Genomic DNA, 13,472 nt, shown 5'->3' with positions numbered 1-13,472 from the left:
GTTATAGTGGCAAAGTATTGAAAAAAGATGACAAGATAAAGATGGCACTCGATTTATTGCCTAAAAGTATGTTTGAAGCAATTGATTTATTGCCCGATGCTTCAACTCCTGTAACCTTATTTACGCGCCATTCTTTAAGAGAACTTGTAGATGGACAGGGCTTGGCTGGTTATGATCTCCAACTTACTCCTCAAGGACGTGAGCTTGCGCAGGCATGGGGTAATTATTTAATCAAAAATACAGATCGTGTTATTCAGCATTGTATTTCAAGTCCAATACAACGCTGTGTCGATACGGCTGCGCTCATGATTGAAGGGGCTGACGATGTAAGTCCTCAATCAAATACTCATACGATTGAAATTATTGAGCAAGGGCTGCTTGTTGAACCGGGTAGCTTTGTGTTGGATATACAACAAGCTGCTCCTTATTTCAAAAAGCAAGGTGCGTTAGGTTTTATTAATAGTTTTGTAAATAATGCATTACCAGGTATGAAACATCCCATTACTGGGGTTTTAGATGTACTAGAGCTTATTTACCGAACTCATCCAAAAACTAAAGGCGGACTTAGTTTAGCTGTGAGTCATGACACGATTATTGCAGCAATTGTTGCTGTAATTTCTGGTGAGAATAAAATTAAGAAAGAAGACTGGCCGGAAATGATGGAAGGATTATTTGTCTGGTTTGAAGGTGAAGAGTTTCCAAATTGTAAATTAAAGTGGATTTGGAGAGGAAAGGCCTACGAACTGAATGTAGCTAAATTTCATAAAGTGCTATAAGCTCAAAAACGATAGATAATAAAAAAAGCCCTATTGGGCTTTTTTTACATGTTCAAATTAGTTAGCTAACGCTTTAACTTGAGCATTTAAACGGCTCTTATGACGAGCAGCTTTATTTTTGTGGATGATGCCTTTATCAGCCATGCGGTCGATTACAGGAACAGCTTTTTTGTAAGCTTCTGTAGCAACAGCATAATCACCACCAGCGATTGCACTTAAAGTACGTTTGATGTAGGTACGAACCATAGAACGCAAGCTTGCGTTGTGTTTACGCGCTGTAACGTTTTGACGCGCACGTTTTTTAGCTTGAGCAGAGTTTGCCACTCTTGCACTCCTTGAAAATAAGTTGGTCTGGGCGGGCTGTGGTCAATTCAGTAAACTGGTATAACCATCACCAGCCCGTAAACAAGTGCCATATTGTGATGAATCAACACCGTGAAGTCAAGCCTTGCGAGCATTTTAAGCGGTTTTAGGGGCTGCTAAAACGGTAAGAAAAGGTTAAATTTGATACAAACTTAAAGAGGGTTGGATAAAAAATGACTATAAGTATTAAAAAAGCAATTGTGATAGGTGCTACGGGACTTGTGGGTTTAGCGCTTGTCGAACAGCTTGAGCAAACACCAGAATTCGAAGCGATTACTGTTGTGGTGAGAAAAGAATCACAACTACTTAATACATATAAAAAAGTTACTCAACTCGTTATAGAGGATTTTTTATTACTCAATGATGAAGATGTGAATGGCCATACCCATGCTTTTAGCTGTCTTGGAACAACATTAAAAATGGCTGGTTCAAAACAGGCTTTTTATGCCGTGGATTATGAAATCAATGCCCATTTAGCAGATCTAGTGCAAGATAAACATATTCATCTATTGCTAGTGAGTGCCCTTGGAGCAAATGCAAACTCTCCAATTTTCTATAATAAAGTGAAAGGACAGTTAGAGGATTATATTGAGAGCTTAGAACTCGAAAAACTATCTATTTTTAGACCGTCTTTACTGATTGGTAAACGCAGCGATGTACGGTTTATTGAAGACTTAGGGCAGAGTCTATTTAAACTTATTGAGAATAAATTTCAGAAGCCATTCAAATATAAGCCAGTAACTGCCGAGCAATTGGCTCATACGATGGTCGTAGCGGCGCTAACGCAAATTGAAGCCTTTAAACGATATGATAATCTGAGCATACAACAAACTCGATAAGGGAGTATTAAAGTGTCAACAGTACCATTTGTAACATGTGATTTATTAGATGATAACCCTGAAAAAGACTTACAGGTTGTAATCCCTTCAATGGATGGCAAGTTCTTTCAAAGTTATGGAGCTCGTAAAACTTTTGGGGGACAGGTTGTAACAGTAAAGTGCTTTGAAGATAACTCACGTGTAAAAGAGTTATTGGCAACAGATGGTACAGGTAAAGTATTAGTTGTGGATGGTGGTGCATCTATGCGCTGTGCACTCATGGGTGATTTGATTGCTGAGTCAGCAGTTAAAAACAACTGGAATGGTGTAGTGATTTACGGTTGTGTACGAGACGTTGATGCACTTGCGACCTTAGATTTGGGAGTACATGCATTGGCTGCAATTCCACAAAAAAGTAATCGTAAGGGCATTGGTGAGGTAGATATTAATTTGTATTTTGGTGGAGTCACAATTCAATCTGGTGATTTTATCTATGCTGATAATAATGGGATTGTGATAGCAAAAGAAAAATTAGTCTAATTCTCTAATATAAAGGAAGGCATGATGGTGATTCATCAAATTAAAGTACTTCAAGCAGTTGTATCTGCAATTGCTGAAGGTGGTAGAGGTGTTTCAGGAACAGCATTTCCACAACAACCTGTAAAGGCTTTGAAATTATATGAATTTGAAGGTTCACCATTTTGCCGTCGTGTTCGTGAAGTGATTACACTTTTGAATCTGGACGTTGAAATTTATCCATGTCCTAAAGGCGGAACAAAGTATCGTTCAGTTGTAAAAGAAAAAGGCGGCAAATTACAGTTTCCATTTTTAATTGATGAAAATACTGGCGATCAGTTATACGAATCACAGGATATTATTCATCATTTATTTAAACATTATGGTAAGACAGGGAAAACACCGCAGAAATTTTCGAGTTACCCAAACATGCCTTATGTTGCAGTTGCAGGAACTATATTAAATGGAGCTCGTGGAATATGGATAAATAAAAAAATTGTTGATAGAGCTGCACCTGAACAAAAACTTGAGTTATGGAGTTTTGAAGCAAGTCCGTATTCACGAATTGTAAGAAGTCTACTCTCTGAACTTGAGCTTCCATATATTTTGCATAATGTGGCAAAAGAGAGATGGCAAGATATGGGACCTGCTATTCTTCGCTTAAAACCAGGTAAATATATACCTTTAGAAGGTGGAAAAAGAGAAAAGCTATTGCCGATTATGCAGGATAAAATGCAAGTACCATACTTAGTAGACCCAAATACGGGAGTGAAGATGTTTGAGTCGGCTCAAATCGTAAAGTATTTAAAAAAGCAATATGGACGTTGATTAAGCTTAATCTGAGTAAGAGTTTAAGGCGTTTTACTTAAGCTCTTATTAACATCAGATTTCTTAACAGGTTGTATGAAAAAAATATGAGTATGCTAAATTAATAAGCTTAAATACCTAAAAAGGCATATTTTATGGAATGTATGAGAATTCAACCTGTAACGAGTGCTCCTGGTGAAAATGCATTATTTATTGTATTGGGACTAGCTCAAGGTGATTCTGTAATAGAAAAAGTAAAAGATTTTGCTGCTAATTTTTCAGCACTAACCAGAAGTCTCTTTAATCGTTATCCAGATAGTAAATTTAATGCTACTTTAGGTTTTAGCTCCAATGCATGGGATATATTATTTCCAGAGCAATCCAAGCCTCAAGAGTTAGAGCCATTTCAAGAAATTAGAGGTCCGAAATACACGGCTGTCTCAACTCCAGGTGATTTATTTTTCCATATACGTGCTGATCGTCAGACTTTATGTTACGAGCTGGGCAATATAATTAATCAACAGCTTGGTAAAGTAACGTATCCAATTGATGAGGTTCATGGTTTTCGTTATTTTGACGGTCGTGCAATTATTGGCTTTGTAGATGGAACAGAGAACCCTGAACCTGTTATTGCAGCGCAGTGGGCGTTAGTAGGCGATGAAGACCCTGACTTTATCGGGGGAAGTTATGCTTTTATCCAGAAATATACACATGATATGGATAAATGGCGTTCATTAACTGACGAAGAGCAAGAAAAAGTGATCGGCCGAAAAAAGTTCAATGATGTTGAGCTCGGCGATGATGAAAAACCTTTAACGGCTCATAATGTCGTTAGTAAAGCTCATGATGCAGAAGGTAATGAACTTAAAATTATGCGAGCTAATATGCCTTTTTCAAATCCGTCTAGAAATGAATATGGCACATTCTTTATTGGCTACTCGCGTAAATTTAGTACAACCCGACAAATGCTTGAGAACATGTTTTTAGGCAACGAGCATGGTAACCTAGATCGGTTACTTGACTTTAGTACTGCTCAAACAGGTACTTTATTTTTTGTACCGACTATAGATTTTCTTGATGATTTAGGCGATGAATAGTCATTAGTTTAGAAGACTCAAATGATGGGAGTGACTAGATTACTTCCATTATTTAAATTGAAATAAATATGATGTGATGAAATGTTTAAAAAGATAACGCAGCTTTTTCAAGGCTCGAAAGAGACACCTGAACAAATTTACTTGCAAGAGAATCAATTAAAATTTGATTCTGAAAGTGGGCCTATCATTAATGATGTAGTGATTAATCAGAAGTGGTCAGAGCATCTTGAATATTTCTCAAACCGTAAATTACAGAATTTTGATAATCTTCAAAAGTTATTTCAAATTACGCCACAAATTAATGAAAAGATTGATTTAGAAATCGCAACACAGCGCTATGTTGCAAGATTGGAAAATAATCAAGAAAAGCTACTTCAACTCAAAGCGATTATACAAATTTTAAATCAATATTACGTTTTGTTTTTGCGTGATAAATAATCATAGTTGATTGATTAAAAAATATAAAAAGTAGGGCCAACTAGTAGTTTGATTTTCAAAAAAATAACTCATTTCACTAAAAACATCATGCTACTATTGAGCTCATATCTTCTTAGCTGATAAAAGCCATATACATGTTTCAACAAGAAATCTCTCAATTGAATTTACAACAGCTCAAAGCCGGTGAAAAGCGTTGGGTAGGGTCGTTATTAGGTTCGTCTGCTGCATTATTATTCAAAGAAATTGCCGTTCAGCATTCATCTTTGCTCGTTGTAGTAGCTCGAAATAACCAACATGTTGCTCAGTTAGAAAGTGAACTTGAATTTTATGGCATAAAACCGACAATTTTCCCTGATTGGGAGATTTTGCCGTATGACCGCTTGTCACCTCATCAAGATATTGTTTCAGAGCGACTCGCGATTTTATCCAATATGCCGCAAAAAGGTGTATTGCTCATTTCAGCAAGCACTTTAGCTCAAAGAGTTGCACCATATTCTTGGGTTTTAGGGGAGCATTTTGATATACGTGTGGGGCAAAAATTTGATTTAGAACAACAGAAGCTACGTTTAGTACAAGCTGGGTATCATTTAGTAGATACGGTTTATGACCATGGTGAGTTTGCTGTACGTGGTAGCATTATGGATATTTTTGCATCTGGTCAGGATGCACCTATCCGTATTGACCTTTTTGATGATGAAATTGATACTTTAAAATTCTTTGATCCAGAAACGCAAAGAACAACAACTACTTTAAAAAGTTTTACCGTCTTACCAGCAAAAGAGTTCCCATTAAAAGAAGCTCGTTCAATTTTTAGAGACCGTTATTCTGAACTTTTTCCGACTGCAAATCCTAAGAAAAACCCAATTTACCAAGATGTTCTTGATGGAATTGCATCTCCAGGAATTGAGTTTTATTTACCGTTATTTTTTGATAAAACTTACATGCAATCTCAAAGTACACTTACAACGTACTTTCCAAAGAATTGCATTGTAATTACAAATAATGATGTGGATAGTGATTTAACCAGTTTTTGGAAAGAAGTTTTCCGTCGCTATGAAGATAGACGTCATAACGCAGACCAGCCAATTCTCCCACCTGATGAGTTATTTATTGCACCAAATAACTTACTAAGTGCTTTAAATCAGTTCCCACGTATGCTTGTGAGCGCTGAAGCAGTTGAAGAAAAAGGTGGGGCTCTAAATCTTAAGGTTGAGCAACCACCTAAGTTGCCTGTTGATCCGAAAAAAGACAAACCATTTGCCGTAGTTAAAAAATATATTGATGAAGCAAATCATCCTGTTTTATTGGTTGCAGAAAGTGCTGGTCGACGAGAAAGTTTAAGAGATGGTTTGCGTGCCAGTCTGGGAGATATTCCTAGTGTAGATAGTTTTGAGCAATTCCAGAAAAGTCAGTTTGCGATTGCTATTACGAATGCACCATTAGACCGTGGTTTGCTTTTAACCGATCAATTGTCTGTTATTTCAGAAAATCAGTTGTATGAGCATCGCGTAGTTCAACGTCGTCGTAAACGTCAGCAAGAAGTTTCAGAAGAATTCCTAATTCGTAGTTTGACCGAATTAAGCATAGGTGCTCCTGTTGTTCATATTGACCATGGTGTAGGGCGTTACGCTGGATTAATTACTTTGGCAATTGAAGGGCAAGATTATGAATTCTTGCAACTAGACTATGCTGAAGAGGCAAAAGTTTATGTGCCCGTGACTAACTTGCACCTCATTAGCCGCTATAGTGGCGGAGATCCAGATTTAGCACCATTACACAAAATTGGAACTGACGCGTGGAGTAAGGCTAAACGTAAAGCTTTAGAACAAATTCATGATGTTGCAGCAGAGTTGCTACATATACAAGCACGTCGTCAGTCAAAACCTGGCTTTGGTTTTGAAGTCGATCAGTCACTTTATATGCAATTTGCGAGTGGATTTGCGTACGAAGAAACACTTGATCAAGCCAATGCTATTGAAGCGACGCTTTATGATATGCAACAAGCTAAACCGATGGATCGACTTGTTTGTGGGGACGTTGGTTTTGGTAAAACAGAAGTTGCAATGCGAGCAGCATTTGTTGCGGTGCAAAATGGTAAGCAGGTCGCTGTATTAGTACCGACGACATTACTTGCTCAACAGCATTATGAGTCTTTTAAAGACCGCTTTGCCGACTGGCCTGTTCGTATTGAAGTATTATCACGCTTTGGTTCAAATAAAACCCATACGAAAAATATTGAAGACCTTGCTGAAGGTAAAGTCGATATTGTGGTGGGCACCCATAAACTTTTACAAGAAAATGTGCAGTTTAAAGATCTAGGCTTAATGGTGGTCGACGAAGAACATCGTTTTGGTGTGCGGGATAAAGAGCGTATTAAAGCATTACGCGCAGATGTAGATATGTTAACGCTTACAGCTACACCAATTCCACGAACTTTAAATATGGCTTTTTCGGGAATGCGTGATTTATCTATCATTGCTACACCGCCAGCCCGTCGTTTAGCTGTTAAAACCTTTGTACAAGAACATACTGAAGCATCTATTAAAGAAGCGATCTTGCGTGAATTACTACGCGGTGGCCAAGTGTATTTCTTGCACAATGAAGTTGATACGATTGAGAGAGCAGCTGAAAATATTCGTGTGCTTGTTCCTGAAGCTCGTGTAGCAGTAGCTCATGGGCAAATGAGGGAAAGAGAACTTGAGCAAGTCATGCAACAGTTCTACCACAAAGAATACAATGTATTGGTATGTTCAACCATTATTGAAACTGGAATTGATGTTCCAAATGCCAACACTATTTTAATAGAAAGGGCTGACAAACTTGGTTTAGCTCAATTACACCAATTACGTGGCCGTGTAGGACGTTCACACCACCAAGCTTATGCCTACTTATTGGTTCCTTCCATAAAGCATTTAAAAGGTGATGCTGAAAAACGTCTAGATGCAATACAACGTGCTTCAACTTTAGGTGCTGGTTTCATGCTGGCTACAGAAGATTTAGAAATTCGAGGTGCCGGTGAACTTTTAGGTGAGCAGCAAAGTGGCTCAATGCAGGCAATTGGATATAGCTTGTATATGGAAATGCTGGAAAAAGCTACTAAAGCGATTCAGCAAGGTAAAACGCCGAATTTTGATGCACCTTTATCATTAACAGCAGAAATTAATTTACACATACCTGCTCTTATTCCAGATGAGTACCTAGGTGACGTGCATCAGCGTTTATTATTCTATAAGCGTATTAGTAATACAGATACTCAAGAAAAGCTCGACAATATCCGTATGGAGCTTATTGACCGTTTTGGGGTTCCACCGCAATCAGTTAAACACTTATTTAGTGTTCATCAAATTCGACTGAAAGCTGAACAGCTGGGGATTACTAAAATCGATATTAATACTCAAGGCGGCAATATTGAATTCTCGCCTGATACACCTGTTCAGGCCATTAGTATTATTCAACTCATGCAAAAACATCCAACCTATTATCGTATGGAAGGTGGTCAACGTTTAAAGGTTATGGTTCAGCTTGAAGAGCAGGAAAAACGAATCCAATTTATTAATGATTTATTAGCGAAATTATTGAATGAATTACATGCTTAAATAGTGTTTTAAAGTGATTTTCATTCTATATAAATCCTTTGTATGTTGATAACAGAATTTTATGCACGATTTCTCGGTCTCTTGGGGGAATAAGTGCATAAAATCATTGTTATTTGTAATCAAACCAGACACTAGCAATACTCACATCAAAACTGATGTGATAGTATTAGCCATTATTGTTTATTGTCATTTATAAAAGATATGTTTAGTTTGCATCCACAACTTGCTCAAGATACTTTTTTTGTAGGCGATTTTCCGCTTTCAACATGTCGTTTAATGAATGATATGCAATTCCCTTGGCTGATTTTAATCCCTCGTGTGCCGGGAATCACAGAATTATATGAGTTGAGCCAAGCTGACCAAGAACAGTTTTTGCGCGAATCAAGTTGGTTGTCTAGCCAGCTATCTCGTGTATTCCGAGCTGATAAAATGAATGTTGCAGCTTTGGGGAATATGGTGCCTCAATTGCATTTCCATCATGTTGTACGTTATCAGAATGATGTTGCATGGCCTAAACCAGTATGGGGTACACCTGCGGTTCCTTATACAAATGATGTGCTGGCTCATATGCGTCAAACCCTTATGCTTGCGCTACGTGGTCAAGGCGACATGCCTTTTGATTGGCGCATGGACTAAATCAATGCAATGCCACATTTATATGAATGTGGCTACATTGAGGTGTGGAGGATAGGGTGCAATTAGAGAGGTTTATCGATAGAGAGCCTAAGCAGTTTGCATATTTTCATCGTTTGATGGGATATTCAATTCTGTCATTAATTTTAGTGATCTATGCTTTTACCTCACCTAATACTAATTATCAGATCTATGTTCCACCTTTTTTCCTATTCCTACTTTTTATTAGTTCGAAGTTAGAACACTAGCTTCAGTACCAATTTGATAAAAAAACTCAAAAAAGTGTTTTCTTTGCAATCGATGCAATTGTTGTAGCAGTTACCTTAGCAGGTCTGCATCTTAATTTGGTGCCTACATTTATTGCAATTTTTGCATTATTTTATTCAGCAATTAATAGTCGTATTTCTTTCGCAGTCATTTGTTTGACCAGTTTGTTAGGCGCGATTATTTTTTATTTAAGTACTTTCTTTTTATTTGGTTTTTATACATATTTTGAGCCTACTAGCCAAGAGTTGACTGTAATTACACTTCTTGGCTTGGTTATGTTTATTACCATCGGAAACTACTACCAGCATCGTTGGGTTAAAAAAATCAGTCAACAGCGTCAACATTACTATGACCAAATGACCCGCTATATTGCTTTTGCTAATCAGTTAAGTCGTTATGCGCCATTACAGTTATGGCAGTCTATTATGCGCGGTGAGGCTGAAGCAAAGATTGAATATAAGCGTAAAAAAATGACAGTGTTTTTTTCTGATATCCAGGGTTTTACGGAGTTATCAGAAACTTTGATTCCAGATGATTTGGCATTTTTGCTTAATGATTATTTAAGCCATATGACTGAAATTGCTAAACAGTATGAAGCTACAGTTGATAAATTTATGGGGGATGCCATTCTCATATTTTTTGGTGATCCGAATTCACAAGGTGTGGAGCAAGATGCTAAAGCCTGTGTAGAAATGGCAATCGCTATGCGTCAGCAAATGAAATTGTTGCGCGAGCGCTGGAAAAAAATGGGTTACTCAGCATTGCATATCCGAATGGGCATTAGTACTGGTTATTGCCACGTAGGAAATTATGGGGCAACACATCGTATGGCTTATACGATTGTAGGTCGTGATGTGAATTTAGCGGCTCGTTTGCAATATGCTGCTGAAATAGATGAAATCTTAATTTCAGACGATACTTATCAATTAATTAAAAGTGATTTCTTGTGCGCTCCTAAAACACCGATTTATCTAAAAGGTATTCAAGGTGCGGTAAAGACATGGCAAGTGATGGAGAAATATACAGGCAATAAATCGGATCATCAGCAATGGTTTGATTATGAGTATAAAGGCTTTCACTTGGTACTTAACCTAGAAGAAGTACAAAACTATGAATATCCTGAATTAGTAGAAGTGCTTGAGAAAATGGTTCAACGAATTAAAGTTCAACAAACTTTAGTGAATACTCAAGGTATAGCGCAGTTAAGACTTGAAGATGAAGTTAAGCCTTTAGAAATAGACCAGCAAGATCAAGTTTAGAGTTTATAAAATATAAAAAAGCTGCTTTAAAAGCAGCTTTTTTATTAACACGATTAATGATTTTCTGAAGCATGGTTAATTGTATATTTAGGAATCTCGATTTCTAAATCTTCATCCACAATTTTTACTTGGCATGAGAGGCGAGAATCTGGTTCAAGACCCCAAGCGCGATCTAAAAGATCTGCTTCAACATCATCCATTTCTTCTAGGCTATCAAAACCTTTACGAACTACTACGTGACAGGTAGTGCAAGCACATGACATGTCACATGCGTGTTCGATTTTAATTCCTCGATCAAGCAAACTTTGGCAAAGATTTGCATTCTGTTCAACTTCAAATTCTGCACCTTCAGGACAAAATTGAGCGTGAGGAAGTACTTTAATGCGGGGCATATTGATCACCTATACCTTTAGTTTGAATTTGACCAATCTTCAAGTTTTGTACCTTTTAAGGCGTGGTCAATATGTCGATTCATACGTAGTGCAGCAAAAGCATCACTATGTACTTTAAGTTGTTCTACAGCTTTTTCAATCGCTTGAATATCATTGCCTTCAAGTTGTACTTTAAGCATATTTTCAGCGGCTTTAAGTGCCTCGAGTTGCTCATCATTGAGTAAATCAGCATCAACTTTCAGTGCTTGTTCTAATGCTTCAAGTTCACGTTGAGCTTCAACTTTGGTTTCTTTTAAATGACGCAGATTTTTATCTTCTTCTGCGTGTTGGAAACCTTCAATTAATAAGCGTTCAGTGTCAGACTCTGATAAACCATAAGATGGTTTAATATCAATTTGAGCTTGTACACCTGAAGTTGTTTCACGAGCTGAAACAGTAAGTAAGCCGTCTGCATCTACCTGAAAAGTAACTTCAATACGTGCTTGACCAGCAGTCATTGGAGGAATGCCATGAAGAACGAATCTTCCTAACGATCGACAGTGTTCGACTAAATCTCTTTCACCTTGAACTACATGAATCAGCATGGCAGTTTGGCCATCTTGATAAGTAGTAAACTCTTGGCGGCGAGCAACCGGAATAGCTGTATTACGAGAAATAAGACGCTCTACTAATCCACCCATGGTTTCTAAGCCAAGAGAAAGAGGAGTAACATCTAAAAGTAGTGAGCCGTCTTGGCTGTTTCCAATTAATTGATTGGCTGTAATAGAAGCACCAATCGCGACTACTTCATCAGGATTAATCGTGCAAAGTGGTTCTTGATTAAACACATTGCGAACTGCTTGCTGAACAGCATACGAACGGGTAGAGCCACCTACTAAAACAACATTTTGAATATCTGATAATTCAAGTTTTGCATCACGTAAAACGCGTTTGCAAACACTGATTGTTTTGTCTAAAGCAACTTGAATAATGCTCTCAAAGGTTGAGCGATCAAGTGTTAGTACATTTTCAAGTAGTTTTAACTGAACGGATTCTTGTGTAGAGAGTTGTTCTTTTGCTTGGCGAGCAGCAACAATAAATACTGCATAGTTTTCATCACTTAGCGTATCAATATTTAATTGTTTTTTAGCCCACTTAACAATGAGACGATCTAAATCATCACCGCCTAAAGCAGTATGACCACCTGTAGCTAATACTTCAAAGACACCTTGTGAAAAACGTAAGATTGATACGTCGAAAGTACCACCACCTAGGTCATAAATCACATAGTTATGATCTGTAGCTAAATTCGTTTCTTGATCTAAACCATAAGCCACAGCAGCAGCAGTTGGCTCATTTAAAAGACGTAGTACATTCAACCCAGCCAGTTGTGCAGCATCGCGTGTTGCTTGACGTTGTGCTTCATCAAAATAAGCTGGAACAGTAATTACGGCTCCATTTACTGGGTTTTGTAAACTAGATTCAGCACGTTCTTTTAGTTGTTTTAAAATTTCAGCTGAAATTTCAACAGGCGTTTTACGACCAGAACATGTCTCGAAAGCTGGCATCTCATTTTCAGAACCCACTAATTCATATGGGTGTTGAAATTTGATATCTGCTTTTGAGCGTCCCATAAAACGCTTTACAGAAACAATTGTATTTTTTGGATCAGCAATAATGAAAGGTTTTGCTTCTTCACCATAATGAGTGACATCATTTCCATAATGCACAATAGAAGGAAGAAGTCGTCTTTCTTTTTCGTCGTTAAGGACTTTTGGTTTGCCTGATAACACTGTCGCAACTAAAGAATGTGTTGTTCCTAGGTCGATACCAATCGCAATGCGGTGTTCATGTGGGGCACTGGATTGACCCGGTTCAGCAATTTGCAAAAGTGCCATGAGTTAAATCCTTTGAATATAAATTGGAAAAAGCAAATTAAAAATCATCGTCTAAATCAAAGTTGTCTTCATCATCCAACAGTTGATCTTCTGCTTTTTCAATATCGTTAAGAACGCGCTGAAAGAAACGTAATTTACGTACAGTATCTCGAGCTTCGCCCCAATCTTCATCTGAGTAGTCAATTTTAAATTCGCGAACTAAGCCATCAATCCACTGAAAAACTTCTTGCTTAAGAGTACTTAAATGCTCTTGTGAAGTTGCTTCATCAAGTTGCTCACGAAGTTCTAGAGCTGATTGTAGGAACTCAAAATCACTAATGGATTGATCAAGGTGATGATCTTGCTTTTTTAATGCTAATAGATAAGCAGCGCGGCTATCTACTTGCGAAAGTACTTTAAAAGCTTGATTAATTTCACTTGATTTGATCAATGCCTGATCTTTATCTTCTGCTTTATCTGGGTGATATTGCTGTTGCAAACTTAAGAAACTAGATTTTAAGCTCGCCAAATCGATATCGAGTTCTACGGGTAAATTGAACAACTCAAAATGATTCATTAGAAAGGAGGTCCACGTTAATTAAATACATTAAAACAGTGCTATAAAAAGTCACTGTTTTAATGAAAAGGATGGAA

Annotated in this window: 12 protein-coding genes and 1 pseudogene; 9 read left to right on the top strand and 4 right to left on the bottom strand. The window is 37.5% G+C overall.

What is annotated here, in order from left to right:
• Positions 1 to 41 precede the first annotated feature (41 nt).
• Positions 42 to 776: a histidine phosphatase family protein gene (locus ACYU0V_RS09630; protein WP_002117975.1), complete on the top strand. Its 735-nt coding sequence runs from the start codon at positions 42 to 44 to the stop codon at positions 774 to 776.
• 57 nt (positions 777 to 833) lie between these two features.
• On the opposite strand, the gene rpsT is transcribed toward ACYU0V_RS09630, so the two are convergent.
• Positions 834 to 1,100 carry a 30S ribosomal protein S20 gene (gene rpsT / locus ACYU0V_RS09625; protein ID WP_002117906.1) on the bottom strand — a complete coding sequence of 89 codons (267 nt, stop codon included), beginning with the start codon at positions 1,098 to 1,100 and terminating at the stop codon, positions 834 to 836.
• A 212-nt stretch (positions 1,101 to 1,312) separates the two neighbouring features.
• On the opposite strand from rpsT, the gene ACYU0V_RS09620 reads away from it, so the two are divergent.
• The 8 genes and pseudogenes from ACYU0V_RS09620 to ACYU0V_RS09585 all read left to right on the top strand — a co-directional run bounded on the left by ACYU0V_RS09620 (position 1,313) and on the right by ACYU0V_RS09585 (position 10,570).
• The gene (locus tag ACYU0V_RS09620) at positions 1,313 to 1,978 is read left to right on the top strand and encodes an NAD(P)H-binding protein (protein WP_063098732.1); all 666 of its coding nucleotides are present in this window, start codon (positions 1,313 to 1,315) and stop codon (positions 1,976 to 1,978) included.
• Positions 1,979 to 1,990: 12 nt separating this feature from the next.
• Positions 1,991 to 2,497 carry a ribonuclease E activity regulator RraA gene (gene rraA / locus ACYU0V_RS09615; RefSeq protein WP_002117938.1) on the top strand — a complete coding sequence of 169 codons (507 nt, stop codon included), beginning with the start codon at positions 1,991 to 1,993 and terminating at the stop codon, positions 2,495 to 2,497.
• A gap of 21 nt (positions 2,498 to 2,518) precedes the next feature.
• On the top strand, positions 2,519 to 3,301 hold the full coding sequence (locus tag ACYU0V_RS09610) for a glutathione S-transferase N-terminal domain-containing protein (protein ID WP_334377790.1): 783 nt from the start codon (positions 2,519 to 2,521) through the stop codon (positions 3,299 to 3,301).
• A gap of 143 nt (positions 3,302 to 3,444) precedes the next feature.
• The gene (locus ACYU0V_RS09605; protein ID WP_461847184.1) at positions 3,445 to 4,377 is read left to right on the top strand and encodes a Dyp-type peroxidase; all 933 of its coding nucleotides are present in this window, start codon (positions 3,445 to 3,447) and stop codon (positions 4,375 to 4,377) included.
• Positions 4,378 to 4,458: 81 nt separating this feature from the next.
• Positions 4,459 to 4,815 (top strand): hypothetical protein, encoded by a 357-nt coding sequence (locus ACYU0V_RS09600; RefSeq protein WP_461847182.1) that lies wholly within the window; start codon positions 4,459 to 4,461, stop codon positions 4,813 to 4,815.
• Positions 4,816 to 4,949: 134 nt separating this feature from the next.
• Positions 4,950 to 8,411: a transcription-repair coupling factor gene (gene mfd / locus ACYU0V_RS09595; protein WP_461847180.1), complete on the top strand. Its 3,462-nt coding sequence runs from the start codon at positions 4,950 to 4,952 to the stop codon at positions 8,409 to 8,411.
• A 201-nt stretch (positions 8,412 to 8,612) separates the two neighbouring features.
• On the top strand, positions 8,613 to 9,047 hold the full coding sequence (locus ACYU0V_RS09590) for an HIT domain-containing protein (protein WP_002117900.1): 435 nt from the start codon (positions 8,613 to 8,615) through the stop codon (positions 9,045 to 9,047).
• 56 nt (positions 9,048 to 9,103) lie between these two features.
• Positions 9,104 to 10,570, top strand: a pseudogene (locus ACYU0V_RS09585) (adenylate/guanylate cyclase domain-containing protein).
• Between the two features lie 53 nt (positions 10,571 to 10,623).
• Here the strand turns inward: ACYU0V_RS09585 and fdx are convergent.
• The 3 genes from fdx to hscB are packed head-to-tail and all read right to left on the bottom strand — an operon-like array spanning position 10,624 to position 13,395.
• Positions 10,624 to 10,962 carry an ISC system 2Fe-2S type ferredoxin gene (fdx, locus tag ACYU0V_RS09580; RefSeq protein ID WP_009387062.1) on the bottom strand — a complete coding sequence of 113 codons (339 nt, stop codon included), beginning with the start codon at positions 10,960 to 10,962 and terminating at the stop codon, positions 10,624 to 10,626.
• A gap of 17 nt (positions 10,963 to 10,979) precedes the next feature.
• Positions 10,980 to 12,839 carry a Fe-S protein assembly chaperone HscA gene (gene hscA, locus ACYU0V_RS09575; RefSeq protein ID WP_461847177.1) on the bottom strand — a complete coding sequence of 620 codons (1,860 nt, stop codon included), beginning with the start codon at positions 12,837 to 12,839 and terminating at the stop codon, positions 10,980 to 10,982.
• Between the two features lie 37 nt (positions 12,840 to 12,876).
• On the bottom strand, positions 12,877 to 13,395 hold the full coding sequence (gene hscB, locus ACYU0V_RS09570; protein WP_002117921.1) for a Fe-S protein assembly co-chaperone HscB: 519 nt from the start codon (positions 13,393 to 13,395) through the stop codon (positions 12,877 to 12,879).
• Between the last annotated feature and the right edge of the window lie 77 nt (positions 13,396 to 13,472).

The sequence above is a fragment of the Acinetobacter sp. X9 genome (assembly GCF_054889255.1).
This window is presented reverse-complemented; position numbering and strand designations above follow the sequence as displayed.

Coding starts and splice junctions, on each gene's coding strand:
- ACYU0V_RS09630 (WP_002117975.1), top strand. CDS start 42: ATGGCACTCGATTTATTGCCTAAAAGTATGTTTGAAGCAATTGATTTA.
- ACYU0V_RS09620 (WP_063098732.1), top strand. CDS start 1,313: ATGACTATAAGTATTAAAAAAGCAATTGTGATAGGTGCTACGGGACTT.
- ACYU0V_RS09610 (WP_334377790.1), top strand. CDS start 2,519: ATGATGGTGATTCATCAAATTAAAGTACTTCAAGCAGTTGTATCTGCA.
- ACYU0V_RS09605 (WP_461847184.1), top strand. CDS start 3,445: ATGAGAATTCAACCTGTAACGAGTGCTCCTGGTGAAAATGCATTATTT.
- ACYU0V_RS09600 (WP_461847182.1), top strand. CDS start 4,459: ATGTTTAAAAAGATAACGCAGCTTTTTCAAGGCTCGAAAGAGACACCT.
- mfd (WP_461847180.1), top strand. CDS start 4,950: ATGTTTCAACAAGAAATCTCTCAATTGAATTTACAACAGCTCAAAGCC.
- ACYU0V_RS09590 (WP_002117900.1), top strand. CDS start 8,613: ATGTTTAGTTTGCATCCACAACTTGCTCAAGATACTTTTTTTGTAGGC.
- fdx (WP_009387062.1), bottom strand. CDS start 10,962: ATGCCCCGCATTAAAGTACTTCCTCACGCTCAATTTTGTCCTGAAGGT.
- hscA (WP_461847177.1), bottom strand. CDS start 12,839: ATGGCACTTTTGCAAATTGCTGAACCGGGTCAATCCAGTGCCCCACAT.
- hscB (WP_002117921.1), bottom strand. CDS start 13,395: ATGAATCATTTTGAGTTGTTCAATTTACCCGTAGAACTCGATATCGAT.